Genomic DNA, 25847 nt, shown 5'->3' with positions numbered 1-25847 from the left:
TTAACCCCGCCCTTTCAACAGCTCCCAGGGGATTTTGCTTTCAATTTCCCGGGTCAAAGCCGCAATTTCCTCCTGCAGTTCCGCTAAGCGTGCCGGAGCTGCTTCGGGAGTTAAACCCAGTTCCGCAAAGCGGGTTTTTAGCTCTTCCTGTCTTTTTTCCAGCTCGGCTTTGCGCCCCAGAGCCATTTGTCGTAAACTCTGACATTTATCAATGGCTTCCTTTAGTTTCTTTAAATCCTCCATTTAAATAACCTCCTTCTCCCGACTCAGTTCAGCGGCAATGCTTTCCATAACTGCCTCTGGCAAGGGCTGTAAACAGGTGGGGCAGCTGCCCAGTTTCTTTAGATTCGCAACATATTCTCCCACCAGACTCTGTATTTTTTCCTGTTGCTGTTTCAGCTCAGTCAGCAGGGTTTGTTCCTGTCGAACCAGCTCCTGCCAGTGGGTGAGTAATTCCTCCAGCAATCGGGCCCGCTCCTGTTTTTGTTGCAACTCTGACCATAGAGCCCGGGCCTCCTCTACCTGGCTGAGGGGACGCAATTCCCCTTCCAGGCGGCCCAGAGCTCCCTGCAGGCGTTGCCATTCCTCCCAGACCCGATGCAATTCCTGGTACTGACTTTGCAAGTTAATTCCCTGATCCCAGAGGGATAAGAGCTGACCGGTTTTAGCTGTTGACTGCAGGATCTTTTCCTGTCCGGCCAGTTCCTGCCGCAATCTTTCCCATTCCCGTTGCAAGAGACTTACTCGCTGGTATTCCTCCGCCTTCTTTTCTGCTTCTACCAGCAGAGGCTTAGCATCTATCCCGGCGCTAATCTGCTCAATATAGGTACGCCCGGTAGCCAGGCGCTGTTCTACATCCTGCCATTCTGTTATTAATTGTTCCAGATAGGTTCTGTCTTTTTCCATTTCATCCAAACGGGAAGCCTGAGTCTGAGTCTCCTGCAACCGGGCCAGCAGGTCCGGTAAATGGGAGTAACTCTGTAATTGCTCTTCCAGCCGCTCTTTTTCCTCCCCCAGACGCCGTTCCGTTTGCTGCAGGCGGTTGACATCTGAAACCAGACTGCGCTGAGCCGCATCCAGCAAATGTACTCCGGAGAGCCGGCCAATGGCTTTGGCCCGCAACTGCCCTATGCCACTGCCTTCCAGCAGGAAGGGGCCTTCCAATTGCTGGCCCAGATGCAAATACAGGCAGGTATTTTCATCTATTTGCAGGGGCTCAACCCCGGACAATTGCCGCACTTCAACCGGAACCTCCTGCCCGAAGCCTTCCAGAATCACCGGCTCTTCTCCTGTTTTTTCGATAATATAGCGGTTGCGTCTCAGGCTACGTTCCCGGGTGACCCGGCTGCCATCTGACCAGATTAAGGTTACTCTGGCCTCCTGGGTCCCGACCCGGATAAAATCAGTGCCCCTGGGCTCATTAAACAATACCCAGCGGATAGCCCGCATAATAGCAGATTTTCCCTGGTCAGAAGGCCCAACGATAACATTCAGTTCCGGGCTGAGCTCCAGACGGGTATACTGGTGGGACTGAAAATTTTCGATCATCACTTCCCGTAAATATCTCATTCCACCGCCCCCAATCGCTCTTGTGCCTCCGCCAGTTTAGCCAGGGCCAAATGGCGTACTCTTTCCGGTATGCCATCCCGGCGGGCGATTTCCTCAACAATTTCCTGCAAGCCATAGGCCTTGACCTGGCCTGCCTGCCGCACTTCGCTGACAAAAGCGGCCAGTTTGGCTTCCCGTACCGCTTGGGCCTCTGCTTTGCTGCGGTCCAGCACCTCGCTACCGGGTCGGGCAGTCTGCAGGGGAATTTTGCGGTAAGTGGGAGCACCACCACTGAAATCCAGCAAAAGCACCTGAGGCTGCCGCTCCATTTCCCGGGGGTGATTGCTGAGACGGACCAGAGAGCCGGGATTGAGGAACCATTTGCCCTCCGCTTGCATATCCTTTATTCCCAGATGATTATGGCCACAGAGGGTGAAATCCGCTTCTGTGCTGGTGATCTGGTCCACCAGGGTATGGGCCATCCCTTCAATCCAGCGCTTCTCCAGCAACATACCATGGACCAGGTGCACAGCCACATCGCATTCTTCTTTAGTGACACAATAGTCCAGCCGGGGATCCCGCCGGTCCAGGTCCACGTGATAGCCGGTACCGGTCAGCTGTAAACGGATCCCCTTATCCTGCAAATAGACCCGTTCACCAGGGGCCAGCAGTCGCACCAGCCCCAGCCGGGCCGCCAGGCCCAGCATGGTTCGATCCAGGGTGGCCAGGTTGTGACCGAAAAGATCGTGATTGCCGGCAATGCCATAGAACGGGACCCTTAATTGCTGGAATACCGCCAGGAATTCACCGGCTACCCCTAAGGCCGGACTGGGCAGGTCAAAGAGGTCCCCACCATGGAGGACCGCACTGACTCCCAGGTCATGGGCCAGTTCCACCACTTCCTTTAACTTGGCCAAAAGGGTCTGAGGAAAATTATCCAGGCGGTTAACGGGACTGGTACCCCGGATATGGGTATCGGTTAAAAACAGCAGTTTCATGGCATCACCTCATATTTTTTGCCAAAAGGTGTTGAGATTTCCCGACAACGTCCCTGACAGGCCAGATCGGCCAGAGCCGCCTTCACTTCCTCGATTGTGACTGCTCTGCCCAGCCTTTGCCCGATTTCCGGCAAATAGGACAACAGGCTGGCTTCATTTAGTGGTAAAAGTCCCAGTAAAATCTCACTCATTTTATCTTCCTCACTGGCAAAGTCCCGGCTGAGCTCAGTAAATGGGTTATGGCTATGGGGACTGCAAGTTTTGGCTGCCCGAATGCGCACCAGCAGGGAGCGCCCGTAAATTGCCGATGAGACAAAACAGGTCCCGGACGGTAAATAGGGTAACCGGCGGGTTTCTTCCCGGGATAGGTCTGATTCCCGCTGAATCAGGTCAATATCCTGGGAGCGGGTAGTCCGGAATATGAATTTGGTATTGAGCTGGGCATTAATGGTTTCATCCAGCAACGCCGGCCGCTGGGTAGCCAGAATCAGAAACACTCCGTATTTCCGTCCCTCCTGGGCGATTTCCTTGAGAATGGAGCGAGCCGGGGCAGGAATCACCGGTGAAACCGGGGCAAAATTATGAGCCTCATCAGCCACGATAACAAAAGGCGGGAAAGGCTCTCCCGACCGCTCTCCCCGTTGCAGGGAATCCCTGTATTGCCGCCGTTTATCATAGAATTTTTTCAGCACATAAGCTGCAAAAATGTTCAGGGTAGTAACGGTGCCGCGGATTATTACCAGTTTGCGTTTGATAAGCTCCTCCTCTACCGGACGGATATCCCGGTGAAAGATACCGGTCTGTTCCAGACGGTTGAGCCGCCATTGAATACCGGCCAGAGTGCCCGGCCCGCTGATTCGGTCCTTGTATTCCTCCAGCAGCTCCTGAGCCTGGCGCACTTTCTCCGGGGTAAAGAGATCAGGGCTTTTCCTGAGTTTGCTCTCATTCTCCAGGGCCCAGCGCAGTTCTTCCAGGCGGGTTTTAAAGGTCTGAAGGCTATCCCGCCTCTGGTGCAAAGTGATGACGGCATTTTCCATAGCCTCACTTAAACTGCCTCCGGCGGCTGCCAGCAGATTGGCTACTTCAGCCCCATTCAATTCACTGAAATTAACCCCTACTTCCTGGCCGATGGCAAAGAGTACAGCACGACGAGTCCATTCCCGCTGTAATCCTGGTGGCCAGCCTGCTACCTGTTGTTCAAAACTCATTTCCCAGTGCGGGTCTAGCACGATGGTGGGAATCCCCTGCTGCATCAGCTCTTCCAGCACCACCCGGGTACCAAAGGACTTACCCGAACCAGAGCCCCCGAAAATCCCTAAATGGGGATACTGGTTCATGGCCTGGTAATTGAAAATAAAGGGCACCCCTTCCTGAGCCTGTAAACCCTCGCCATTCCACAGGGGCGCTATCTCTCGCAAACCCGCTGGCAGCTCCTGTCCCAGTTCCTCCGTTCCAGCGATTACCCCCAGGGTCAGCCCCGTATCCGGGCCGGTTTTTAACAACAGGGGTGCAACTTCCTCAAATCGGGGCAAGCGTACTGGTGCAGCAAAAGCCACCGGCCAGCGAGCCTCGGTAAGCAGCCGTACCCGGGCCAGATGCACTACTTCCCGGCGTGGGTCCAGCCCAATGGTCAATAGATTGGACAACAGCTGCCGATCCAGCACCGCCCCTTCTCCTTTGCTTCCCGATAAGAGGGGATGGTGGGACTGGCACTCCACCACCTCACCGGTTAACAGACCCAGCTGTGGGTCCTCAATAATCAACAGCTCATTGGTGCGAAAAGGTCGGGTCTGATCCAGTACCCAGACCTCCTGAGGGGTAGTTGTTCCGATTACCTGCACCCTTTTACCTCCTCTCCCGCATGGAGCGCAAAAATTTTTCCCGAACCTGTAAATCCAGGACATAGTCCAGCAAAGCATCAGTTTGTTGTCGGGTTAATTTCACCTTTTGATCGATTAGATCCAGCAACCAGGGAATGCCCCGGCCACCAGCAGGACAAAGGGAAATTACGAGAGCCGCTGCCAGCTGGGCCTTATTTTTCTGTTCAGCCAGCAAATCCAGGGCAATGGCCTGCGGATAGGTACCCGGGCGCAAAAAAACCGTATAATAGCGGTCTTTTACAGCCAAGGGACGATAGGGCAACAGCAGTTCTCCTTCCTGCAGCAAGTCATAGAGAATCTCCCGGTCATAAGCCCTTTGCCAGAGAGGGGGGGCCTTTTCCCCCAGTTCCTGGGCAATGGCATTGGTCCCTACTTCCTCGATTACACCTATCAGTAAAATATTCTCCTCCAGACAAAAGGAATAGAGCTGCTGCCAGCCTTCTGCCCAGGCTTGCTCCAGCCGTAAAAAACCGCCATCCAGCATGATGGCTTGGGGTTTTTGTCGAAAGATGAGTTCCAGCAAGGTTTCCAGCTCCAGTTGGGCCAGATGCCGGTCCCGCAGGCGACTAAATGCCAGTTCCTGGCTCAAACCTTTTTCCCTTACCAGCTGCCTGACTTCTTCTTCCCCCTCAGCCAGGAGGGGGGTTATTACCCGCTGTTTCAGTTGTTCCCCGCCCTGGCTGGCCAGAGCCAGAGCCTGTAATAAAGCCAGCTGGTAAGGATAGTTGGCCCCAATAGTTTGCTGGGAGCCATCTATCCCTACTACCTGCCAGCCCTGCCAGGGTTTGTCCTGGAAAACTGGAATGGGTTTGAATTCACCAAAGCTATCAGCCAGCAGCTGGCGGCCTGCGGCCCGGTCAGGTGTCTTTTGCATACGCCTGAGCAGCTCCTGATTGAGTTCCAGCAAGTCCTCCCACATAAATAAACCTCCAAATGCAAAAACCTCCACCTGTGTATCATTGTAACACAAGCAGAGGTTTTAAGAAATTACCTAATCCTGTTATTTCACCACTTCTCCCGGCCAGGCCATCATGCCTCCTGCCAGGTTTTTGACCCGGGTGAAGCCCTGTTCCACTAGATACTGGGCCACCTGGGCACTGCGGCTGCCAGAAGCGCAAATCACTACGATAGTCTGGTTTTTATCCAGTTCCCCCAGTTTACCAGGGATTTCCCCCATGGGAATGAGGCGAGCCTCTTTAATATGCCCGGCTTCATACTCAAAGGGTTCCCGCACATCGATAACCGTTACCTTTTCGCCTTTAGCCAGCATGGCCTGCAATTCTTCACCACTGATGTCCTGATAAGTAGCCTGGGCCTGCTGCTGGGTTGCTGTTTCTCCCCCGGATTGGGTAGTTTCCTGTTTAGCACAGCCGGTAACGATCAGAAGACCACTCAGCAGAGTGATTAACAACCATTTTTTCACTTCCTTCTCCCCCTTTAGTTAAACCATCCCAGGAACCAGCCCCGTTTGGTGTAGATAAACATCGCCAGCACCAGAACAGTAGATGTCCAGAGTATAACCTGATTGCTTTTTTTGTGATTTTTGGTTCCCATCCAGTGGGCAAAGCCCAGCAGAACTATGGTAATACCGTAAAATATATTGCTATATTTCGATACCGAACCAACAGCGGCAAAGCCCAATCCCCCCAGACCGAGGGCGGCAAAAACTGCCGGACCCAGTCAGGCGATACAGGCCAGAAAGCCGGTGATAACTGCTCCAAGACTGGCCAGTTTCTCCCGCATGTTTTTGCACCTACTTTCTCTTGCATTCGCTACCAATTAGTATAGCATACTGCCCCCGGGTAAGCAACTGTTATTTTGTCGAGTCTTGTTGACGCAGCAGATGGGGACAGTTACAATCTTTATTAGTACAGTTAAAGGAGGCCCCGAGATGTTTAGTATAAAACCAAAAAATGATATTTTCTACCGCTTGTTAGGTGAGCTGGCCCAGTGCCTGGAAGAAGCTGCCCGTCATTTTCGCGCCATCATGCAAGAACAGCAACACTCTGAGCAGCTAATGCGGCAGCTGGATCAAGTTGAAGAAAAAAGCGATCAGATTGCCAAAGAATTAAAGAAAGAAATCAATCGTACTTTTATTACTCCCATCGACCGGGATGAGCTTTTCCGGCTCACCCAGGGGTTAGAGCACGTGGTCGATTACCTGCATGGCACCTGCGTAAAACTGGGACTCTATAAAGTGGAACAGACTACCCGGACCGGTCAGGAGCTGGCCGGGGTTGCCTTTGAAGCCAGTCTGGCTCTAGCCAAAGCCATAAAGCTCTTGCCGGAACTGACTTCCCGGCCGGAAGCAATCCAGAAGCTCTGTCAGACTATCAATGAGCTGGAAAGCCAGGGAGATAATATCTACCGCACCGGCCTGGCCCAGCTTTTTGCCCTGGATTGCAGTCCGTTGGAAATCATCAAGTGGAAAGACCTGTATGAATATATGGAAGAAATGCTGGACTTCTGTGATGATATGGCAGATTTATTAGAGGGAGTAGTGCTAAAATATGCTTAGTCTCACCGCTTTGGTCATTATCGTTGTTATCCTTGCTTTGTTGTTTGACTACTTAAATGGCTTCCATGATACCGCCAATGCTGTTGCCACTTCCATTGCCACCCGGGCCCTCAGCCCCCGGCAGGCAATTCTCCTGGCTGCCGCTTTTGATTTTCTAGGAGCGGTAACCCATACCGCTGTGGCAGCTACCATCGGAAAAGGAATTGTGGACCCAGCAGCCATAACCCAGACGGTTTTAATCGGCGCCCTCTCAGCTGCTATTTTCTGGAACCTGTTTACCTGGTACTATGGCATTCCCAGCAGTTCTTCCCATGCCCTCATCGGCGGCCTGGTAGGAGCTGCCGCTGCCCAGCACGGTTTTGCGCTCATCAAGTGGACAGGCCTGAGTAAAATCATCCTGTCCCTGATCTTATCCCCTATTCTGGGTCTGGTGGTGGGCTATCTGGTAATGGTGGGTTTTTTCTGGCTCTTCCGCTTTTCTCATCCCCATCAGACCAATAATGTTTTTCGTCGCTTACAGATCCTTTCAGCAGCGCTGACTGCCTATTCCCATGGCTCCAATGATGCCCAGAAGTCCATGGGCCTGATCACTATGGCTCTCGTCAGCGCCGGTATGATTGATACTTTTCATGTTCCCTTCTGGGTAGTAGTTGCCTGCGCCAGTGCCCTGGCCCTGGGTACCGCTACAGGGGGGAAAAAAATAATTCGCACCATGGGCGGGCGGATTTTTAAAATTGAACCCATAAATGGTTTTGCCTCGGATATTAGCTCTTCCCTGGTAATATTGCTGGCTTCCCGCTTTGGCCTACCCGTCAGCACTACTCATGTAGTCGCTTCCGCACTCATGGGAGTGGGCACAGCCAAAAACTTTCGCGGGGTAAAATGGGGGGTGGCCCGACAGATTATTACCGCCTGGTTTCTCACTTTGCCAGCTACCAGCCTGATCGGAGCCGGGGTCTATCTAGCCCTGGAATTATTGCTCTGATAGCTCCCTGGCTGCAGCCAGGACAGCTTCGGCATGGCCGGCTACCTTGACTTTGCGCCAGATCTGTCGGATAACACCATCGGCATCGATCAGGAAAGTGGATCTTTCAATCCCCATGCTTTTCTTGCCATACATATTCTTTTCTTTTAATACCTCATACAACTGACATACTTCCCCGTTACTATCACTGAGCAGAGGAAACTTCAGACCCAGTTTGGCCGCAAATTTCTCATGACTGGCTATGGAATCCCGGCTTACTCCGAGAATAACGGTATTGATGGCAGCAAACTGCTCCATCCGGTCATTAAAATCGACCGCTTCATTGGTTCAACCAGGAGTATTATCTTTAGGATAAAAATAAAGAACAACCTTTTTGCCAGCTAATTGGGATAAAGTGATTTCCTGTCCCCCGGTAGCGGGCAGGGTAAAATCAGGGGCCTTGAAGCCGATCTCTACCATATTCTCAACCTCCTCTGCTACTTATTTTCCTCATTGGAGCAGGATTTCCTGTTTTGTTGTCGAAAAAAATTTTTTAGAAAAACTTCTTAGGTCCCCCCAAAAATGATTGCCTGTTCGTATAATATAGCGAAAAGGAAAAAGGCAAAACCATCGAAAGGTGGTGACGCAAAGCTAAAGGGGCTACCGCAACTCCGTTGCCAGGCCAGCCAGCTGCCCGAGTGCGAGGCGATTTACCTCCTGCTCTGGCAGGAGGTAAAATTTTGAGCATTAAAAGGAGGTATGTCTTATGACTATCAAACACAAATTCCTGGCCACTTTTGTTGCCGCAATCCTGGCTCTTGGTCCTGTTTCCGCTGTTTTTGCTGAAGGGGAAACCACCACTACCACTGATGCTACAACCCAGACCACTGTTACTTCCGACACCTATGGCAATACCACTACTACTACCCAGGTCAATCCTTTTGAGCAGCAGGTTCTGCAGGTAAAAGCGGTGCTGGTTAAGCTGCTGGACAATCCGACCGATACAGCACTCAAGGCTGAGCTGAACAAGCTGATCACCAGCAAAAAAGATATCCGGGTTCTGGCCCAGGCTATCAATAGTCTGAAAAAAGATGCAGTGGCTGATTTCAAGAAAACTAAAGACAGTAAGACCTATGTGAAACGCATTCACCGGATCAATGAGCTGGCCAGGATGCTGAAAAAGGAAATTGTCAAACGGGAAAATGAAATTAAGAAAGAACAGAAAAAAGACAAGCGGGAACTGGCTCAATTAAAAGCCCAGGAAAAGAAACTGAAACAGGAACTGAAAGCCAAAGCCAAAGCGGAAAAAGCCAAACGTAAAATCGCTGAATTACAAGCTAAAATCAAAAAGTTGGAAGCTGAACTGGCTGCCGCTACCTCAGCTTTGAATCAAACTGCTCAGGCTACTACAACTGTTAATGCCTCCATTACCCAGTAAAAATCCAAGCCGCAGGCAAAGCCTGCGGCTTTGTTATTTAACCTCCACCGGGCAATGCGTTTTACTGTTTCAACCTGGGATCCAGGGCGTCCCGCAAACCGTCTCCCAGCAGATTAAAGCCCAGTACATTCAGCATAATGGCAATCCCGGGGAATATGGCCACCCAGGGCGCTTTAAGCAAGAGATCCCGGGTATCGGCCAGCATCGCCCCCCATTCCGGTGTAGGTGGCTGAGCCCCCAGGCCCAGAAAGCTGAGGCCGGCGGCATCCAGAATAGCTGTACCGATGCCCAGGGTAGCTGTTACAATAATGGGCGCAATGCAGTTGGGCAAAATATGGCGGAAAATAATGCGAGCATCCCTGGCCCCGATAGCTTTGGCCGCCTCGATATATTCAGTGGCTTTCACCGCCAGAACAGTAGACCGTACCACCCGGGCAAAGGTTGGCACATTCACCAGTCCGATGGCCACCATGGCATTTTCCAGACTGGGCCCCAGCACTGCCATGATAGCGATTGCCAGCAGGACACTGGGAAATGCCAGCATTATATCAACAATACGCATCAGGATGGAATCCAGCCAGCCGCCATAATAGCCGCCCAGCGCCCCCATCAGGGTGCCTACTATCAAAGCAATGCCTACAGAAATAACCCCCACTTCAACAGAGATGCGGGCACCATAAACAATCCTGCTAAAAATATCCCGGCCCAGCTTGTCCGTTCCCAGCCAGTGCTTGGCGCTGGGTGGTTGCAAGCGCTCCTTCAAACTCCCATCATGAACGGGGTCATAAGGAGCGATGAGCGGGGCAGCCAGAGCAGTAAACAGCAAGATAGCCACAATCAGCGCACCCAGCAGGGCAACTTTATTCCGCTTTAGCCGACGCCAGGCGTCAGCCCATAGTCCTCCTTTGTTCTGGCTCATGGCGCTCCTCCTTAACTGTAACGAATGCGGGGATCAATATAGGTATAAAGCAGGTCGACCAGAAGATTGATTAACACAAACAGCATGGCTATAAAAACAATACTGCTCTGCACCACCGGAAAATCCCTGGCCATTATGGCAGCATAGATATAGCGGCCAATTCCCGGCCAGGAGAAGATGGTTTCCGTCATTACAGCTCCACCCAGCAAGGAACCAAACTGCAAGCCGATTACCGTTAAAACGGGCAGGAAGGCATTGCGCAGGGCGTGCTTGAGCACAATCAGCCACTCCGCCAGCCCTTTGGCCCGGGCGGTGCGAATATAATCCTGCCGCAACACTTCCAGCATGCTGGAGCGGGTCATGCGGGCAATGATAGCCATGGGGATAGTGCCCAGAGCCAGCGCCGGCAAGGCCAGGTGCCAGAGGGCATCCCTAAAAGCAGCCATATCCCCGCTGAACAAGGCGTCCACAGTAATTAAGCCGGTAATCACTGGAACAGTATATTCAGTGCTCAGGCGTCCGGAAGGAGGGAACCAGCCTAAAGTCTGGGCAAAGAGGTAGATCAGCATCAGACCTAACCAGAAGATGGGCATAGAAACCCCGAACAAAGCTCCTACCATGGAGATATTATCAAAAAAAGAGTATTGTTTCACTGCCGCAATTATACCCGCAGTCAGACCGACGATCACCGCCACCAGCATGGCCGCCAGAGTCAGTTCCAGGGTGGCCGGGAAAAAAGTAGCCAGTTCCTTGCTTACCTGTTCATTGGTAACTATGGAACGGCCCAGATCTCCAGTCAGAATGTGGCTTAAAAAACGGCCGTATTGAATATATAAAGGGTCATTTAAACCCAATTGTTCTCGCAGTTCTTTTAGCGCCTCGGGTGTAGCCCGTTCGCCCAGCATGATCTGGGCCGGGTCCCCGGGAATAAAATGGATTAAGGAAAAAGCCAGCAGGGTTACACCAAAAAAGACGGGAATAATCTGGAGCAAGCGACGAACAATATATTGTGCCATGAATTTTCCTCCCTGAAAGAGAGAGCAAGAGGCCGGCCGCAACCGGCCTCTCCTCTGTCTTTACCAGCTTACTCTTTGTCAATGGTGTTAAAGCATTCACTACCAGTGGGATGAGGTACCCAGCCCTTGATATTTTTCCTGGCCGCAACCGGCGGGGTGGAATGAACCAGCGGTACCCAGGGAGCATCCGCTTTAATCAGCACCTGAGCCTGCTTGTACAGCTCAGCCCGCTTGTTCTGGTCGGATTCCTGCTGGGCTTTAATCAGCAGGTCATGAACCTTGTCATTCTTGTAGAAAGCAACATTTGAAGCAGAACCTTTGGTAGTGTTGTCCTTGTCCAGCAGAACATAGAGGAAGTTGTCGGGGTCACCATTATCCCCGGTCCAGCCCAGGAGATAGAGTTCGTGTTCCCCGTTTTCCCCTTTCTGGAGATAAGTACCCCAGTCAAAGGTTACGATTTCAGCCTGAATGCCCACAGCCGCCAGATCCTTCTGAATGGCTTCAGCAATTTGCTTGGGCTGCGGCATATAGGGCCGGGCGACCGGCATGGCCCAGAGCCTGGTCTTGAAGCCATTGGGGAAACCTGCTTCAGCCAGCAGAGCTTTGGCCTTAGCCGGATCATACTCATAGTCCTTCACTTCATCATTGTAACCCCAGAGAGAAGGCGGCAAGGGGTTCTTGGCCGGCTTGGCCAGACCAGCATAGAAGGCATCGATCAAAGCCTGCTTGTTGATGGCATGGTTAATAGCCTGGCGTACTTTTACGTTATCAAAAGGCTTTTTCTCGGTGTTCATGGCCAGATAGCCTACGTTCATAGAAGGACGCAGCAATAACTGCAGATTGGGATCATTCTTGATTCCTTCTACATCATCGGGGTTCACCCCGATCATAGCATCAATAGTGCCAGCTTTCAGTTCCATCAGCCGGGCACTGTTATCAGGGATGGTGCGAAAGATAACCTTGTCAACTTTAGCTTTTTCGCCCCAGTATTCTTCATTCTTAACCAGGACTACTTTGTCATCCTTTTTCCATTCCACGAACTTAAAGGGACCGGTGCCCACCGGGTTTTTGAAGTAGTCCTGACCGTATTTCTTGATGGCATCCGGGCTGGAAATACCGAAAGCAGCCATAGCCAGGTTGGCCAGGAAAGGAGCATTGGGTTTTTCCAGAATGAACTTGACGGTATACTCATCTACAGCTTTAACTTCCTTGATGATGCCGGGGAAACCGCCAAACATAGCGGCATAGTATTCGAAATCTCCCTGGTGATAGGGATTGTTCTTGTCGCGCCAGCGATCGAAATTGAATTTGACAGCTTCGGCATTGAAGGGCGTACCATCATGGAACTTAACTCCCTGACGCAGTTTGAAAGTCCATTCCAGCCCATCCTTGGAAGCTTCCCAGGACTCGGCCAGTGCCGGTTGGATCTCAGTGCTATCCTGCTTGTATTCTACCAGAGTGTCAAAAATTTGCTGGGTAACATAGATGGATTCACCATCGGTAACATTGATGGGGTCCAGACCGACGGGGTCACCGGACTTGGCGAAGATGAAGGTTTTTTCTTTCTTCTCTTCCCCTGCCGGTTTGCCGCCGTTGTCGGCGCTTTTGCCGCCACCGCAGCCGCTGAGCAGAGTACTTAAAGCCAGCACACCAGCCAGGGCCAGGGACCACAGTTTCCGCATTTTCACAACTCTCAACCTCCTCATATTGATATTTGCCTGACCTCAATGACTGCCCACTACTACCGGACAGGCAACCTGATGTCCCTGTCCCACTTCCTGCAAACGTGGTACCTCCTGCCGGCAGCTCTTTCTGGCCAGCGGGCAACGGGTATGGAAATTGCACCCCGCTGGCGGGTTGACCGGACTGGGCACGTCCCCTTGCAGGATAATGCGTTCCGCCTTGCGGCCCGGTTTAGGTAAGGGAATGGCGGAAAGCAGGGCCCGGGTGTAAGGATGCATTGGATTGCGGTATAGCTCCCCGGCTGAAGCTATTTCCACAATCCGGCCCAGATACATTACTGCCACCCGGTGACTGATGTGTTTTACCACACTCAGGTCATGGGCAATGAAGATATAGGTCAGGCCAAACTCTTTTTGCAATTGTTCCAGCAGGTTAACTACTTGAGCCTGCACGGATACATCCAGGGCTGATACCGGCTCATCGCAAACAACCAGTTTGGGCTTAACAGCCAGGGCCCGGGCGATACCGATACGCTGTCTCTGCCCGCCGGAAAACTCATGGGGGAAACGCTCGGCATGGTAATGGGGCAATCCCACGACATCCAGCAGCCTCTTGACTTCCCGGGCCGCCTCTCTACGATCGGCCAGCCCGTGAACCAGCAGGGGCTCAGCGATAATCTCCCCTACCGTCAGGCGCGGGTTCAAGCTTGCATATGGATCCTGGAAGATCAGCTGCATTTCCCGGCGTTTTTGCCGCATTTCTTCCCGGCTCAGTCCCAGCAGGTCCTGACCCTCAAACAACACTTTCCCGCCTGTGGGCTCTAATAACCGCAAAACACAACGCCCGGTAGTGGATTTGCCACAACCCGATTCCCCTACTAAACCCAGGGTTTCCCCTCTGGCCACACTGAAGGAAACACCATCTACCGCCTTCACCGCCCCCACCTGTTTCTGCCGGATAAAACCTTTAGTAATGGGAAAATGTTTTTGCAAATCGATTACTTCCAGTAATGGCTGGGTCATGGCTTAAACCTCCGTTTTTTCCTCGGCATAGAGATGACAGGCTACCAGGTGGCCCGGTGCCAGTTCCCTGTACTGCGGCCTTTTCTTCTCACAGAGGGAGCTTTTGTGCTTACAACGAGGAGCAAAAGCGCATCCTTCTGGCAGATTGCGCAAATCCGGCGGTCCGCCTTCAATGGGCTCCAGCGGCTTTTTCTCCTCGGCCTCCAGGTCTGGCAAAGAACCCAGCAAGCCCCAGGTATAGGGATGTCTCGGTTCAGCAAACAGAACCTCAGCAGGGGCATATTCCACCGGGCGCCCGGCATACATCACCAGGACATCATCACACATCTCCGCCACTACCCCCAGGTCATGGGTGATAAGCAGGATAGAGGTATGGAAGTCCTCTTTCAGTTTTTGCATCAAGTCCAGAATCTGGGCCTGGATGGTTACATCCAGGGCCGTAGTAGGTTCATCAGCAATTAACAGTTTCGGATTACAGCTAAGCGCCATGGCGATCATGGCCCGCTGCCGCATCCCGCCACTGAACTGGTGAGGATAACTCTGAGCCCGGCGTTCCGCTTCCGGGATACCCACCAGTTCCAGCATCTTCACTGCTTTCGCCCAGGCCTCCTTGCGACCCAGCCCTTGATGTAAACGAATAGCTTCTGCAATCTGTTCCCCCACAGTCAAGAGGGGATTAAGGCTGGTCATCGGGTCCTGGAAAATGAAAGCAATATCATTACCCCGAATGGCCCTGAGCTCTTTTTCCGATTTGGTGAGCAGGTTTTCGCCATTGAACCAGATCTCCCCGCCCTCGATTTTACCCGGCGGTTTGGGGATTAGCCCCAGGATCGACATAGCGGTAATGGATTTTCCGGAACCTGATTCTCCCACTACCCCCAGGGTCTCGCCCTTGTTGAGCCTGAGATTGACCCCGTCTACCGCCTTGACCACCCCTTCCGGAGTGTAGAAATATGTGCGCAAATCCTTGATTTCCAGCAAAATTTCCTCTGTCTTCATTTTCGCCGCTCCTGTATACAATCTTTCTGCTCTATTACACCTTTGTTTCTTTGCTGCTATTATGGCATAAATATAAATACTTTGCTATTTTTTCTCATATTTATCTTAGAAAAGAAAAAAGCCTGTAGTTACAGGCCAGGCTGACTGAAATATTTTATAAACTCAATAATTTGTTTTTTGGCTTCCCGGTATATTTCCGGCAACTCATTGACCAGATGCTCCATACGGCTCCAGACCAGCTGGAAGCCATAGGTATGGTGAATAATATGACGAAAGCTCCGGTATTCCGCCAGTTTCTCGCCCAGATCTTTTGATAACAGGGCCGGTCGAATTTCCGGTATAGCAAGACACATCTGTTCCGCCAGGTCCCTATGCCAATTTCCGCCCTGAGGAATACTTTCATCGATGTCTCTAGCAACAATTAGAAAAATATTTTCCAGTACATTGTAAAAGTCATGTAAAATTAAGCCAAAAATAGAGCAAATATCATCTTGTTCATAGGCATTTTTTTTCTCCTGCTTTTTTTGAAAGCGCTCGTATACTTGATCAAGATTATCCAGTTCATCGGCAATTCTGGCTAAAGCAATGCGATAACGCCCGGTCATATTTCCACCCCATTTCGCAGGTGCTTCTCCCAGCCGGGAGGCAGTTCCTCCGCTAATAAAAGATCTACACTGAAGGGATCTGCCAGTCTCAGGCAATCATCCAGGACCTTGAAATATCGTTGCTGATCTTTAAATCCACTAATTACCAGATCCAAATCCGAATGGCTGCCAAATCTCCCCTGAGCCAGTGAGCCGATCACCCAGACTTTTTCTACCTGCCATTGTTGTTTTAAATAGTCAGCAATAATTCTTGCTCTCTGCCAGCCCAACTGTTGTAACTCTTCAATTTGTTTTTGTTCCTTTTTTTTCAGTTCATCCCAATCGGGCAAAAATTCTTGTCCTGGCATAATATCATCTCCAGAAGTAGTCTTACTATTATTATGCCACGCTTTAGTCCCTTTGCCAAATATATTTATTTCTGGGACGGCCAACCCGGCCATAATCACAGCAGATGACCACCCTGCCCTGTTGCACCAGATACATCAGATAGCGGTGTACCGTGGGATAGGCCAGCTCTACTCCGGTCTGGATTTCCTCTATGGTCAGGGGTTCCGTCTGGCGCCGCAGAAAGGCGGCGATCACCTCCAGGGTGCTGGCGCTCATGCCCTTGGGCAGCTCCACCGCCTGTTCCCGTCGCAGCTGGCCATACTGCAGATGCACCCGCAGGCGGGCAATCAGATCCGGGGCCTTGATGGGCTTGAGGGCGAAGTCGCTGGCCCCGGCAGCCAGAAAGGCATCACAGATTTCCTGCCGCTCATCCACTGTCAGCACGATAATCGGAGTATAGGGGTCGAGTTCCCGCAGGCGGGTTACCGTTTCCAGGCCATCTAAGGCCGGCATGTGGTAATCCACCAGCACCAGATCCGGATGATGGCGGGTGAACAGCTCCAGCCCGCGAGCCCCATTTTCCGCTTCTATCGCTTCCCAGCCAGCAAATTTGCAAATTTCCCCGACAGTATAGCGAATAGCGGCATCATCATCGATAATCAGGATTTTGGCCAAGCAAACTACCTCCTTCCCGCTCTTCCGGTAGCAATATTTTTATCCTTGTCCCCTGACCTCTTGTTGAGCTGATCTCAATTTTCCCCTGATGTTGAGTTATCACCTGTTTGACAAAAAACAACCCTAACCCCGATGGCTGTTTTTTGGTGGAAAACCCCCACTCCCAGATCTTTTCCAGCTGTTCCGGTTCCATGCCCGGACCGTTATCTTCGATAATAAATTCCACCCAGCCGTCATGCCCTCTGGTGCTGAACTTAATCCGGGCATCCGGCTGATGGGCAGTGGCTTCAAAGGCATTTTCCAGGATATTGATCAAGGCCCGGGTGATGCGAATATGGTTAATCGCTAATTCCCGCTCTGCTCCCTGGATATCAAAAATCACCGTCTGCCCGGTATAACGGGGCAATACATGGGCCCTGATGTAATTGACCAGATCTCCTACGGAAATCCTGGTTCTTTTAGCCTCTGCCAGGATTTCCGAAACCATGGCACTGGCATTATCCACCGCCTGGGCGATTTTTTCACTGTACTCCCGGATTTGTTCCTGTACCGTTAGAAGACCCACCAGAGAATTCAGGCCAGCAATAGTAGTCAAGGGTGTCTTGAGGTCATGCACAAGAGTGTGCATTTCCTGTAAATTGCGCAATTCCAGCCAGCGTAAGCGTTCTTCCCCTGATTGAACAGCGGCCTTATAACTATGATAGTACATAGCCTGTAACTGGGTGGCCACTATGGTCAGCAATGCAGTCAATATGGCCAGACTCACCAGAATCAGGCTGATGGCTGTGGCATCACCCAGAAAACTGCTTACCTCGGCCAGGGCGTAGGCTAACTGCCCCTGCGGCCAGAGGGGCCAAAAGCGCAGCCATTCCATGGTAGCTAAACTTAACGGCATCAAAAATAATACCGTTAAAGGCGGTTTATAATCTGCCATAGTTATTACCATGACCAGTGCAAAACTCCAGAACCAGATGGCCAGGGTTAAAAACCAGGGTGGAGTCTCACCCCCTAAAAAATAAGCATAGCTTTCCGCCCCTATAAAGGCCAGGAACGCCACTATGGCCGCCACCTTTTTCCCCAGGGGCCAGCTTAATTTCCAGAGGGTAAAGGACAAGAGCATAGGTACCAGGTCCAGCAGAAAGTAATATAAAAAGCCATAAGCCAGCCCCAGTAGCACCATACCCTCTCCGCTTATCCCGGCCTTTTCATAATAGTTCACTGCCAGCTCTGCCAGAGGTTGAAACAGAGGCGGTCCTACCAGGGCAAGCATTAAAAAGCATATCACCAGAATCTTTTTCGCCATCAGTTTGCCTCCTTAGCGAAAAACTGCATTGAGAGGAATTTTGGCCTGTTCAAAACTGGATACCCGGCTTAAAAGTCCTTGATAGGTTTCCAGTTGCCAATCTTGCCCGGGTGTTATTTCAATAACCAGCAAATAATCAAGATAGGGCCAGATGGCGGTTAAATCCGGCCCCGGCTGGCACAAAACTCCAATTATCCTCATCCCCTGCCCTCTGGCCACCGCCACCAGATTCAAAACCCGCTGCCTCTCTTCCTGCCAGTCCGTATAAGCCGCCTTCATGCTGTGAACATTGTAATCAATAACAACGATCAGGGTTTTATAACCGGTTAAATCCCTGTATTCCGCTTTATATCGAAAGGTATGGTCAATATTCAAGACAGATGTAAGGCGGTTGATTATTACTCCGCCTGGCCCCTGTCCCAGGCCGGTTACCAGTACCGGTTCCCTGGCAATGGGCACCGGTAAATGGGGAATTTCTGTTGCTTCAGGCGCAGATATTCCTTTTTCCGACCAGAAAAACAAGCCAGCCAGGACATAAAAGCAAAGTAAAAAGAAAACTACCATCCACTTTTTCCAGTAAGTAACCTTTGCTGACATCTTAAAACCTCTTTCGACATTTTTAATGACATTATTATTCTTCTTTCGCTATCGACTGGTCTCTTCCTGCCCGGTTGTGAATAAAAACCTGTGGATAATGTGGATAAGTCAGTGGATAACTGTTATTTCAAACCTTTTTTCTGTGGAAAACTTTTAGGACAACTTTTTCGCTACAAAAATTCTGTCGAAAGAAAAAACCCGGAGCTAAAACTCCGGGTCGTTCTTCCCTTGTTATCCCGTTTATTGTAACAGCACAGGCGCTACTTACAGAGCAGCCCGCTTGGCAGAGTAGCAGTCACGGCAATAGACAGGACGATCTTCTCTGGGCATGAAGGGAACTTGAGTTTCGGCACCGCACTCAGCGCAAACAGCAGCATAGGTTTCCCGCTGAGGTCTTTCGGTCCGGTTGTTTTTGCGAGCGTTCCGGCAGGAACGGCAGCGCTGGGGTTCGTTTTCGAAACCCTTTTCGGCATAGAATTGTTGTTCACCAGCGGTGAAAACGAATTCCTGCCCACAGTCTTTACACACGAGAGTCTTGTCTTGGTACATGTAGAAATCCCTCTTTCCTGAATAGGTATTATTCCCTTCGCCCAGGTAATATGGCTATTACTCAAGCAAAGGTATAATCTTATTATAGCTGGTAATTGATGAAAGTGCAAGAGGAAAGAGGAATTATTTTTTGCGGTCAAAGAAAATGGCATCGGGAATGAAATTATTATCCGCTTCATAAGTCCAGACAGCTTTTCGGGCCTGTTGCTGAAATTTTATCTGACTGGCCAGTTCCTCTTTTGTCTTTAAAGCCAGCTCCAGCATCGCCTGATCTTTCTCTCTGATTGTGGTCATGAGATCGCTGTAAGCAGAAATATTATTTTCTTGGACATTTCCTAGCCATTGCAATAAATCTCCGCGCTCCGTCAATAAGCCTTCCAGTTTATCTATTTCTTTATTCAACAATAGAGTGATGATCTCTTCTGTTAAATCGAGGAGACGGATCAGCACCCGTTCTATCTCATTTTGCCACATTCAGGCCACCTCGGACCATGCTGTTATTGTTGTTTTTTGCAATCAGGGCAGCCTGGGCAAAAGCCTCTTTCAGTTCTTTGAAAAAACCAATAACCTCATTAATGATAGTTGCATCTTTTTTAATATTGGCTTCAATTAAACGACGATTCATATAATCGTAAAGAGCTGCTAAATTTTCCGCAATGGGATAACTCCTGTCCAGGGTTGCCAGTAGTTCCAGGACTATATTTTGGGCCTTTACCAGGTTGGTATGAGCTTCACTGATATCCTTCAGCTCTATTGCCTGAACAGCTTTTTGACAGAACCTGATCCCTCCATCCAGAAGCATTAAAAGGAGTTTTTCCGGGGTTGCCGTGTTTATTTGGTTATCAAGATATTGTTGATACGGATTGGTTACTGTCATTACTTAATCCCCCGCTTTCTATTTTCCGCCACCAAACTGGGAAGCTAACCAGCTGCTTTGTGCGTTCATCATGTTAATAGCCCGCTCTAAAGCTGCAAATTGTCGATAGTAGCGGTCTTCTTTTTCTTTTAAACGATCTTCTGCTGCGCTAATTCTGTTATTAATTTCTTTAAGTTCTTTTCCAAGGGTGCTATTATCAACCAAACTATATGTGTAAATTGACCCCGCTTTAGCTGAAAATTTGTTAATTTGGTTGCTGATCTCATCATATAAACGTATGGCTATCCCTTTTTCCGCTATTACTGTACTATCCTTACGGAAAATGTTCATCACATCATCAGGGTTGGTATTCAGTTTTTCTCTTAATTTCGACTCGTTCAAATAAAGTTTGCCATTTTCCTGATATAAGCCAGTAGTAATACCAATCTGGGATAACTGGTTGAAACTACTGGGTAGGCCCTGGATAATACTGCTTAACACACTCCTCATCCCACCCAGCGCAGAACTTATTAAACTATCTCCTTTCAGCAAGCCGCTTCGGGCTTTTTCTTCCCATTTTTGTTGCATAGTTTCGGAGAGCTGTTGCCGCTGTTCGTCAGTCAAAGGCAGGTAATCCTTATAACGCTCTTCCGAAAACTTTTTGTTAAAAAGCTCAATAGTTTCATTGTATTTGTCAACAAAACTTTTTATTTTGGCTACTACCGAATCAACATCAGCATTAACACTAATATTAACCGGTGTAGCAGATTCGCTTTTTAAATTTAAGGTTATACCAGCGATTGTAACCTGATTGCTGCCAAAGGTTAAATTGGTTGCATCATTAAAATCAATTATCGCATTTTTCCCTATGACTTTCGTTGTATCATTATTTGCAGCATCAAGGGATACATTGAGTTTTAAAGTATTGGTTAAAAAATTGGCACCGTCACTGCCTGTTACTGTACCGGAAAAATCGATTTGTGCTGTCGCTCCAATAGCAGTAGTTACCAAATAAAGTCTGTCTGTTGTAGTGTCATAAGAAGCATTAACCCCTGCTCCCGCAGCATTAATTTTGCTCACAACTTGATTAATATTATCACCGGCATTAATTGTAATATCTTTACCATTTAATCGAAAAGTTAAATTAACCGCTGTCAGACTCTGACTGGGATTAGCCGCAACCCCCAGTGCCGCTGTTGATGATTTGCTTGCTCCCTGGGCCAAACTATGCACAGTTACTTTATAATTACCTACAACTGCTGCTGAGCTAGCATAGGCTTGAACGACCTTTTCATCTGCAGATGTAGCTTTTTTGGCCCGAAAAGTCCCTTCCAGTTTCAAGTTAAAAACTTCATTACGTAATGCAGCCAGTGCCGAATTCAAACTGCGATAATCTTCTTTTTTCCATTCGATAATCTGTTTCTGCTGTTTTAATTTATCCACTGGTATTCGTTCTGCTTTCATTAAATCTTTGATGATTTGATCTGTATCCAGGCCTGTAGCCAGACCTCCAATCCGCAAGTTACCGCTCATGGTATTCACCCACTTTCAAATCAGGCCTTTTTGTCTACAATAATTCCGGCTAGCTCCCAGAGTTTTGCGATGATGTCCAGTAATTTTTTGGGTGGAATCTCCCGGATAACTTCTTTTGTTTTATCATCAATCACCGAAATGACCACTTGATTAGTCGGTTTGTGTACTTCATATTCAAAATGTCTTTCTGATCCTTCCAAAACTTTATTTGCCTTTTCTATAACCAGTTGCAACATTTGCTCCTGGTTTTCAATCTTCATATCAGTTTGCTGTTGACTTTCTTCCGGCAACTTCGCTTCTTTATTAATCCTGGCTGGCTCAATATTATTAACATTATTAACCAGCGCCCGATTATCAATCTTCATGATAATCCCTCCGCACAATTATCCTTAAATTTATTATCGTAAACAACCCAAAAAAAACAAATGCCATCTGGCTTAAATAACTCTTATTCTCATTATTTTTTAGCTGTTCTAATGGCTTTTTTTATAACATTGACTACATAATCGATTTCAGTTTCAGATAAATTATTATGAAAAGGTAGGGCTACAGTTTTGCTGGCTATTTTTTCACATACAGGAAAATCCCCTTTGCGGTATCCAAATGTCTCACAATAAAAAGGTTGTAAATGTATGGGTTCAAAATAAGCCCGGCAGGCAACCCCTTCGGCTTGCAATTCATGCATAAATAACTCCCGGTTAATATTTTCCGCTAATGTAATCACATAAACAAACCAGCTTATTTTATTTTCCGGTTTTACTTCAGGTATCTTGATTTCATCCAGCTCTTTTAATCGCATATTATATTCCTGTGCTACTTTTTCCCTCTTGGCCATAATCTCCTCAATCCGGCTCAACTGAGCTAAACCCAGGGCACAGCTCATCTCATCCATTCTGTAATTATAGCCCAATCGTTCATGTATCAGCCAGCGTCCCTCTTTACCCCGGCCCTGATTGCGCATAGAACGGCAAAGTTCGGCAATATCATCCCTGTCTGTTACGATAATCCCACCCTCACCGGTGGTCATCTGTTTGTTGGGATAGAAAGCAAATACCGCTGCTTCCCCAAAGCTTCCTGCTTTTCTGCCTTTATATTCGGCTCCTATTGCCTCACAGGCATCCTCAATAATCGTGAGATTGTATTTGGCAGCGATCTCTCGGATTCTATCCATTTCACAACACTGTCCAAAAACATGGACCGGTAAAATAGCCCTGGTTTTTTCAGTTATGGCAGCTTCAATCTTGTTTGGGTCCAGATTATATGTCTCAGGTTCAATATCCACAAACACAGGGCGAGCGCGCTCAAATAACAGGCAGTTGGCACTGGCAACAAAACTAAAAGGGGTAGTAATTACCTCATCCCCTTCCTGGATCCCCAATGCTCTAACTGCCAAATGCAAGCCACTAGTACCACTGTTAACAGCGATGGCGTGTTTTACGCCTGTATATTCTGCCATCCGGGTTTCAAATTCAATCATCCTGGGCCCTAAAGCTAATTGCCCTGAGCGTAAGACCTCCACAACCATGTCTATTTCCCTCTCCGTTATATCCGGAGCTGAAAGCGGTATCTTCATCTAGTTTACCTCCGTTTCTCAAGCTGTCTGGCCGGAACCCCCACTACCGTAGATCTGGGCAGAACATCGGAAATCACCACAGCACCAGCTCCTATCACCGCCTCTGCCCCAATTTTTATGTTTTGAATAACGGTAGCACCAATACCAACATGGGCACCCCGGCCAACCTGGACTTTACCAGCCAATCTAGCACCAGGCGAAATATGTACATTATCTTCAATTATATTATCATGTTCAACTATGGCTCCAGTGTTGATTATTACATTGGAACCAATTTGCACATCGGTGTTAACAATACTGCCAGCTGCAATTACATTATTGACCCCCATTCTGACAGTAACACTAATCAGGGCTGATGGGTGAATGGCATTGATGAATTTCAGTCCAGCTTTTTTTGCTTGTTCAGCCATTTGCGCCCGCGCCTGATTGTCTCCGATAGCAATTATACAGTCTGTATAGCCAGCCTCCTTTAATCCCGGCAATTTTTCGATATTACCTATGACAGGTATATTTTTTATTTTTTGCCCGAACAATTGCGGATTCTGGTCTACAAAAACAATATCCTCCCACTGGGATTGTGCTAAAACTATATCCAGCACCACCCGCCCATGCCCACCAGCTCCTACAATAATCAACTTAGCCATTTTAACCCCCACCATTAATAGGCTATCTGTTTATTTAATAAATCCCGATTTATCTCAATTCTGGCCAGTAAATCTGCAACTCTTGGGCCGGTTTTACCATCTCCATATGGATTATCATAAGTTCGACGCCCATCTTTAAGTGCTTTTATAATAGCAGCATAAATCATTTCCTCATTATAATCGACATCAATCACATTCGTTGCTCTCTCTCTACCAGCTTGACGAGATCCAATATTTATAACCGGTAAACCGCAGCTGGGGGCCTCAATAATTCCACTGCTGGAATTTCCTATCAACACAGCAGCAATCTGCATTAAACCCAGAAAATCGGCAGAAGGGATGCTGGGAAAGGTTTGCAGCCAGGCCCTATTTTGGTATTGCCTAATTATTTCCAGCATCCGCAGGTGCCCGGCATCGGAATTGGGATGGATGAGAATAGTTGGCAACTGTAGCCGTTCCAGCGCCCGCATTGTCTGTTCCATTTGCCAGCCTGCCTCAGTATATTCCCAGTTGACCGGATGCTGTAAAACCAGTAGCAAAGGCCTTTTCTCATCGATCCGATATTTTTGTACGAGAATTTCTCTGGCGGTATATTGTTTATTGATAATATAATCCAACCCGGCTGCTCCGACGACATAGATATTTTCCGGTTTTTCCCCCATTTTAATCAGTCTTTCTCTGCTGCTTTCAGTGGCAGGAAAGTGAATATGGGCCAGTTTGGTAATTGCATGACGGACCGACTCATCGATCGTTCCTGAAACTTCTCCACCATGTAAGTGGACAACAGGAATACCCAGGTGAGAAAAAACAATGGCTGCAGCCAGCATTTCCCCCCTGTCCCCCAGTACCAGTCCCAAATCAGGTTCAAGCTGACCTATTGCTTCTGTCAACCCCAGAATCGCCCGACCAATAGCCTTTGCCATCTCGTCTGGACCGTCCGTTTCAGAGAGAATGGGTACTTCCGCTGCTATGGCAAAACCATCTTGCCTGATTTGTTCAATAGTCCGCCCAAAACGGGTGTGCAAATGCATACCTGTTACTATTAACTGCAAACTTAATTCCTGGTGCTGGCTGATAGCTGTCAAAATCGGTTTATAAATACCATAATCGGCTCTGGTGCCGGTAATTACAGCAATTTTCCTCATAATTCACCTCAAAATCATTCGAGCATATCCCAGGTCAATGGCTGATCGGGTGCAATATCCACTTTTGCCTTTCTGCCAATGACCTTGCTATATAACCCTGGTTCAATCCCAGTACCCGGTCTCTTAATAGCAATCATATCTTCTCGAATAGTCACCCCGCTGGGAATAAACTGACTGGAAACGATACTCTTTCGTGCTACAAGTTTATTGGCCGTCTCTATTTCTGTACATTCCTTCCTTTTGTTGCCCAGTGCTTTTTCTACATTTCTGATTTGCCGTACCATTAAAGTTAATTCCTCGGGATTGAGGGAAGCCTGCTGGTCTGGGCCCGGCAGGTTTTTGTCCATAGTAAAATGCTTTTCGATAACGAACGCTCCCAGGGCAACTGCAGCTACTGCTACTTCCGTCCCCAGTGTATGGTCGGAATATCCTACCATCGGCCCAAACTTTTCTTGTAGTAAGTTGATCGCTCGCAAATTTACTATTTCTACAGGAGTTGGATAAGCAGTTGTGCAATGCAATAAAACAAGAGGGCAGTTGGAAAGTATTTGAACCGCTTCGGTTATTTCTGATAAATTAGCCATCCCCGTAGATAAAATAACGGGTTTGCCAAGGGAGTTGATTTTATGCAAAAAAGGCTGGTTATTCAAATCTCCGGAACTGATCTTAAACAACTCCACCCCTAACGAATGTAGAAATAACAAACTCTCTTCATCAAAAGGTGTAGACATGAAACGGATTCCCTTAGCCTGACAGTAGGCAAACAGCTCATAATGGTCCTGTTCACTTAACTCAAGTTTTTTTAACATAGCAAACTGGGATTCCCCGGTTTCAGTAGATTTCTTCTGGTAATCTGCTTTTGGCGCATTTCTGGTCACCAGTTTCTCTGCTTTAAAAGTTTGAAATTTGATAGCATCAGCCCCTGCTGCAGCTGCCACATCTATCATTTTTTTCGCTAATTGCAGGTCTCCATTGTGATTAACCCCTGCTTCAGCAATGATAAAAACTGGCTGTTCGGGCCCAATTTGCCTATCCTTTAATACAATCATGCGCAT

General features: G+C 48.8%; 30 protein-coding genes and 1 riboswitch. Of the genes, 3 read left to right on the top strand and 27 right to left on the bottom strand.

The annotated features are described in order from the left end of the window. The 7 genes from JDF658_RS08550 to JDF658_RS08520 all read right to left on the bottom strand — a co-directional run bounded on the left by JDF658_RS08550 (position 1) and on the right by JDF658_RS08520 (position 6067). Positions 1-243: a hypothetical protein gene (locus JDF658_RS08550; protein ID WP_078665843.1), complete on the bottom strand. Its 243-nt coding sequence runs from the start codon at positions 241-243 to the stop codon at positions 1-3. Continuing rightward, the gene (locus tag JDF658_RS08545) at positions 244-1569 is read right to left on the bottom strand and encodes an AAA family ATPase (RefSeq protein WP_079907211.1); all 1326 of its coding nucleotides are present in this window, start codon (positions 1567-1569) and stop codon (positions 244-246) included. It lies immediately after the preceding gene. After that, positions 1566-2546, bottom strand: a complete 981-nt coding sequence (locus tag JDF658_RS08540; protein ID WP_078665845.1) for a metallophosphoesterase family protein — start codon at positions 2544-2546, stop codon at positions 1566-1568. Before JDF658_RS08540 ends, JDF658_RS08545 begins: the two co-directional genes overlap by 4 nt. Then, the gene (locus JDF658_RS08535) at positions 2543-4387 is read right to left on the bottom strand and encodes an ATP-binding protein (RefSeq protein WP_159071971.1); all 1845 of its coding nucleotides are present in this window, start codon (positions 4385-4387) and stop codon (positions 2543-2545) included. The genes JDF658_RS08540 and JDF658_RS08535 overlap by 4 nt, the downstream gene beginning before the upstream one ends. 4 nt (positions 4388-4391) lie before the next feature. Next, the gene (locus JDF658_RS08530) at positions 4392-5345 is read right to left on the bottom strand and encodes a DNA double-strand break repair nuclease NurA (RefSeq protein ID WP_079907209.1); all 954 of its coding nucleotides are present in this window, start codon (positions 5343-5345) and stop codon (positions 4392-4394) included. 81 nt (positions 5346-5426) lie between these two features. Continuing rightward, on the bottom strand, positions 5427-5849 hold the full coding sequence (locus JDF658_RS14810; protein ID WP_242946636.1) for a rhodanese-like domain-containing protein: 423 nt from the start codon (positions 5847-5849) through the stop codon (positions 5427-5429). A 14-nt stretch (positions 5850-5863) separates the two neighbouring features. Next, complete coding sequence (locus JDF658_RS08520; protein WP_079907208.1) at positions 5864-6067, bottom strand: hypothetical protein; 204 nt, start codon at positions 6065-6067, stop codon at positions 5864-5866. 250 nt (positions 6068-6317) lie between these two features. On the opposite strand from JDF658_RS08520, the gene JDF658_RS08515 reads away from it, so the two are divergent. Together JDF658_RS08515 and JDF658_RS08510 are read left to right on the top strand one after the other, a co-directional pair. Beyond that, positions 6318-6944, top strand: a complete 627-nt coding sequence (locus JDF658_RS08515) for a DUF47 domain-containing protein (protein WP_159071972.1) — start codon at positions 6318-6320, stop codon at positions 6942-6944. Next, positions 6937-7929, top strand: a complete 993-nt coding sequence (locus JDF658_RS08510) for an inorganic phosphate transporter (RefSeq protein WP_078665851.1) — start codon at positions 6937-6939, stop codon at positions 7927-7929. Before JDF658_RS08515 ends, JDF658_RS08510 begins: the two co-directional genes overlap by 8 nt. Here JDF658_RS08510 and JDF658_RS08505 read toward each other — a convergent pair. Continuing rightward, the gene (locus JDF658_RS08505) at positions 7918-8388 is read right to left on the bottom strand and encodes a peroxiredoxin (RefSeq protein ID WP_078665852.1); all 471 of its coding nucleotides are present in this window, start codon (positions 8386-8388) and stop codon (positions 7918-7920) included. The two genes, JDF658_RS08510 and JDF658_RS08505, sit on opposite strands and share 12 nt — an antisense overlap. Positions 8389-8518: 130 nt before the next feature. Continuing rightward, positions 8519-8606, top strand: a riboswitch (cyclic di-GMP riboswitch). A gap of 68 nt (positions 8607-8674) precedes the next feature. Here JDF658_RS08505 and JDF658_RS08500 point away from each other — a divergent pair. Beyond that, positions 8675-9346 (top strand): hypothetical protein, encoded by a 672-nt coding sequence (locus JDF658_RS08500; protein ID WP_078665853.1) that lies wholly within the window; start codon positions 8675-8677, stop codon positions 9344-9346. A 61-nt stretch (positions 9347-9407) separates the two neighbouring features. Here the strand turns inward: JDF658_RS08500 and nikC are convergent, their stop codons facing one another. The 19 genes from nikC to neuB all read right to left on the bottom strand — a co-directional run bounded on the left by nikC (position 9408) and on the right by neuB (position 25841). After that, complete coding sequence (gene nikC / locus JDF658_RS08495; RefSeq protein ID WP_079907206.1) at positions 9408-10265, bottom strand: nickel transporter permease; 858 nt, start codon at positions 10263-10265, stop codon at positions 9408-9410. An 11-nt stretch (positions 10266-10276) separates the two neighbouring features. Next, on the bottom strand, positions 10277-11281 hold the full coding sequence (locus tag JDF658_RS08490) for an ABC transporter permease (RefSeq protein WP_079907205.1): 1005 nt from the start codon (positions 11279-11281) through the stop codon (positions 10277-10279). Positions 11282-11349: 68 nt separating this feature from the next. Continuing rightward, positions 11350-12963, bottom strand: a complete 1614-nt coding sequence (locus JDF658_RS08485; RefSeq protein WP_079907265.1) for an ABC transporter substrate-binding protein — start codon at positions 12961-12963, stop codon at positions 11350-11352. Between the two features lie 42 nt (positions 12964-13005). Further along, positions 13006-13986, bottom strand: coding sequence for an ABC transporter ATP-binding protein (locus JDF658_RS08480; RefSeq protein WP_079907203.1), 981 nt, complete (start codon positions 13984-13986; stop codon positions 13006-13008). 3 nt (positions 13987-13989) lie between these two features. Then, positions 13990-14985, bottom strand: coding sequence for an ABC transporter ATP-binding protein (locus JDF658_RS08475; protein WP_079907201.1), 996 nt, complete (start codon positions 14983-14985; stop codon positions 13990-13992). Positions 14986-15113: 128 nt separating this feature from the next. Next, positions 15114-15590: a hypothetical protein gene (locus tag JDF658_RS08470; RefSeq protein ID WP_079907200.1), complete on the bottom strand. Its 477-nt coding sequence runs from the start codon at positions 15588-15590 to the stop codon at positions 15114-15116. Further along, positions 15587-15937: a nucleotidyltransferase family protein gene (locus tag JDF658_RS08465; RefSeq protein WP_159446595.1), complete on the bottom strand. Its 351-nt coding sequence runs from the start codon at positions 15935-15937 to the stop codon at positions 15587-15589. Before JDF658_RS08465 ends, JDF658_RS08470 begins: the two co-directional genes overlap by 4 nt. A gap of 43 nt (positions 15938-15980) precedes the next feature. Continuing rightward, entirely contained in the window at positions 15981-16592 is a 612-nt protein-coding gene (locus JDF658_RS08460) for a two-component system response regulator (RefSeq protein WP_079907196.1), read from the bottom strand. Next, on the bottom strand, positions 16567-17895 hold the full coding sequence (locus JDF658_RS08455) for a HAMP domain-containing sensor histidine kinase (RefSeq protein ID WP_079907194.1): 1329 nt from the start codon (positions 17893-17895) through the stop codon (positions 16567-16569). Before JDF658_RS08455 ends, JDF658_RS08460 begins: the two co-directional genes overlap by 26 nt. Positions 17896-17907: 12 nt before the next feature. Further along, entirely contained in the window at positions 17908-18492 is a 585-nt protein-coding gene (locus JDF658_RS08450; RefSeq protein WP_078665862.1) for a DUF6305 family protein, read from the bottom strand. 264 nt (positions 18493-18756) lie between these two features. Next, on the bottom strand, positions 18757-19041 hold the full coding sequence (locus tag JDF658_RS08445; RefSeq protein WP_078665863.1) for a zinc-ribbon domain containing protein: 285 nt from the start codon (positions 19039-19041) through the stop codon (positions 18757-18759). 123 nt (positions 19042-19164) lie between these two features. Beyond that, positions 19165-19515: a hypothetical protein gene (locus JDF658_RS08440; protein ID WP_078665864.1), complete on the bottom strand. Its 351-nt coding sequence runs from the start codon at positions 19513-19515 to the stop codon at positions 19165-19167. Beyond that, a complete protein-coding gene (gene fliS / locus JDF658_RS08435; RefSeq protein WP_079907193.1) occupies positions 19502-19918 on the bottom strand; it encodes a flagellar export chaperone FliS in 417 nt (138 codons plus the stop codon). Before fliS ends, JDF658_RS08440 begins: the two co-directional genes overlap by 14 nt. A gap of 18 nt (positions 19919-19936) precedes the next feature. Next, the gene (fliD, locus tag JDF658_RS08430) at positions 19937-21430 is read right to left on the bottom strand and encodes a flagellar filament capping protein FliD (protein WP_079907191.1); all 1494 of its coding nucleotides are present in this window, start codon (positions 21428-21430) and stop codon (positions 19937-19939) included. 20 nt (positions 21431-21450) lie between these two features. Next, positions 21451-21795: a flagellar protein FlaG gene (locus JDF658_RS08425; protein WP_079907189.1), complete on the bottom strand. Its 345-nt coding sequence runs from the start codon at positions 21793-21795 to the stop codon at positions 21451-21453. 92 nt (positions 21796-21887) lie between these two features. Continuing rightward, positions 21888-23003, bottom strand: coding sequence for a DegT/DnrJ/EryC1/StrS aminotransferase family protein (locus tag JDF658_RS08420; RefSeq protein ID WP_078665868.1), 1116 nt, complete (start codon positions 23001-23003; stop codon positions 21888-21890). Between the two features lie 5 nt (positions 23004-23008). Continuing rightward, on the bottom strand, positions 23009-23647 hold the full coding sequence (locus tag JDF658_RS08415) for an acetyltransferase (RefSeq protein WP_159071973.1): 639 nt from the start codon (positions 23645-23647) through the stop codon (positions 23009-23011). A 14-nt stretch (positions 23648-23661) separates the two neighbouring features. Further along, complete coding sequence (gene neuC / locus JDF658_RS08410) at positions 23662-24792, bottom strand: UDP-N-acetylglucosamine 2-epimerase (RefSeq protein WP_242946635.1); 1131 nt, start codon at positions 24790-24792, stop codon at positions 23662-23664. Positions 24793-24806: 14 nt separating this feature from the next. Further along, positions 24807-25841 carry an N-acetylneuraminate synthase gene (neuB, locus tag JDF658_RS08405; RefSeq protein ID WP_200805660.1) on the bottom strand — a complete coding sequence of 345 codons (1035 nt, stop codon included), beginning with the start codon at positions 25839-25841 and terminating at the stop codon, positions 24807-24809. Positions 25842-25847 lie beyond the last annotated feature (6 nt).

This window comes from Carboxydocella sp. JDF658 (assembly GCF_002049395.1).
Classification (GTDB): Bacteria; Bacillota.
The sequence above is the reverse complement of the archived record's forward strand: the minus strand, read 5'-3'. Positions and strand labels throughout refer to the sequence as shown.

What these genes read in the sequence shown, in the direction of transcription:
- JDF658_RS08445 (WP_078665863.1), bottom strand. Translation starts at nt 19,041, where the DNA reads ATGTACCAAGACAAGACTCTCGTGTGTAAAGACTGTGGGCAGGAATTC.
- JDF658_RS08465 (WP_159446595.1), bottom strand. Translation starts at nt 15,937, where the DNA reads ATGCCAGGACAAGAATTTTTGCCCGATTGGGATGAACTGAAAAAAAAG.
- neuC (WP_242946635.1), bottom strand. Translation starts at nt 24,792, where the DNA reads ATGAGGAAAATTGCTGTAATTACCGGCACCAGAGCCGATTATGGTATT.
- JDF658_RS08440 (WP_078665864.1), bottom strand. Translation starts at nt 19,515, where the DNA reads ATGTGGCAAAATGAGATAGAACGGGTGCTGATCCGTCTCCTCGATTTA.
- fliS (WP_079907193.1), bottom strand. Translation starts at nt 19,918, where the DNA reads ATGACAGTAACCAATCCGTATCAACAATATCTTGATAACCAAATAAAC.
- JDF658_RS08515 (WP_159071972.1), top strand. Translation starts at nt 6,318, where the DNA reads ATGTTTAGTATAAAACCAAAAAATGATATTTTCTACCGCTTGTTAGGT.
- JDF658_RS08500 (WP_078665853.1), top strand. Translation starts at nt 8,675, where the DNA reads ATGACTATCAAACACAAATTCCTGGCCACTTTTGTTGCCGCAATCCTG.
- JDF658_RS08415 (WP_159071973.1), bottom strand. Translation starts at nt 23,647, where the DNA reads ATGGCTAAGTTGATTATTGTAGGAGCTGGTGGGCATGGGCGGGTGGTG.
- JDF658_RS08510 (WP_078665851.1), top strand. Translation starts at nt 6,937, where the DNA reads ATGCTTAGTCTCACCGCTTTGGTCATTATCGTTGTTATCCTTGCTTTG.
- JDF658_RS08455 (WP_079907194.1), bottom strand. Translation starts at nt 17,895, where the DNA reads ATGGCGAAAAAGATTCTGGTGATATGCTTTTTAATGCTTGCCCTGGTA.
- nikC (WP_079907206.1), bottom strand. Translation starts at nt 10,265, where the DNA reads ATGAGCCAGAACAAAGGAGGACTATGGGCTGACGCCTGGCGTCGGCTA.
- JDF658_RS08530 (WP_079907209.1), bottom strand. Translation starts at nt 5,345, where the DNA reads ATGTGGGAGGACTTGCTGGAACTCAATCAGGAGCTGCTCAGGCGTATG.
- JDF658_RS08545 (WP_079907211.1), bottom strand. Translation starts at nt 1,569, where the DNA reads ATGAGATATTTACGGGAAGTGATGATCGAAAATTTTCAGTCCCACCAG.
- JDF658_RS08420 (WP_078665868.1), bottom strand. Translation starts at nt 23,003, where the DNA reads ATGAAGATACCGCTTTCAGCTCCGGATATAACGGAGAGGGAAATAGAC.
- JDF658_RS08470 (WP_079907200.1), bottom strand. Translation starts at nt 15,590, where the DNA reads ATGACCGGGCGTTATCGCATTGCTTTAGCCAGAATTGCCGATGAACTG.
- fliD (WP_079907191.1), bottom strand. Translation starts at nt 21,430, where the DNA reads ATGAGCGGTAACTTGCGGATTGGAGGTCTGGCTACAGGCCTGGATACA.
- JDF658_RS08540 (WP_078665845.1), bottom strand. Translation starts at nt 2,546, where the DNA reads ATGAAACTGCTGTTTTTAACCGATACCCATATCCGGGGTACCAGTCCC.
- JDF658_RS08450 (WP_078665862.1), bottom strand. Translation starts at nt 18,492, where the DNA reads ATGTCAGCAAAGGTTACTTACTGGAAAAAGTGGATGGTAGTTTTCTTT.
- JDF658_RS08550 (WP_078665843.1), bottom strand. Translation starts at nt 243, where the DNA reads ATGGAGGATTTAAAGAAACTAAAGGAAGCCATTGATAAATGTCAGAGT.
- JDF658_RS08425 (WP_079907189.1), bottom strand. Translation starts at nt 21,795, where the DNA reads ATGAAGATTGATAATCGGGCGCTGGTTAATAATGTTAATAATATTGAG.
- JDF658_RS08490 (WP_079907205.1), bottom strand. Translation starts at nt 11,281, where the DNA reads ATGGCACAATATATTGTTCGTCGCTTGCTCCAGATTATTCCCGTCTTT.
- neuB (WP_200805660.1), bottom strand. Translation starts at nt 25,841, where the DNA reads ATGATTGTATTAAAGGATAGGCAAATTGGGCCCGAACAGCCAGTTTTT.
- JDF658_RS08480 (WP_079907203.1), bottom strand. Translation starts at nt 13,986, where the DNA reads ATGACCCAGCCATTACTGGAAGTAATCGATTTGCAAAAACATTTTCCC.
- JDF658_RS08475 (WP_079907201.1), bottom strand. Translation starts at nt 14,985, where the DNA reads ATGAAGACAGAGGAAATTTTGCTGGAAATCAAGGATTTGCGCACATAT.
- JDF658_RS08485 (WP_079907265.1), bottom strand. Translation starts at nt 12,963, where the DNA reads ATGCGGAAACTGTGGTCCCTGGCCCTGGCTGGTGTGCTGGCTTTAAGT.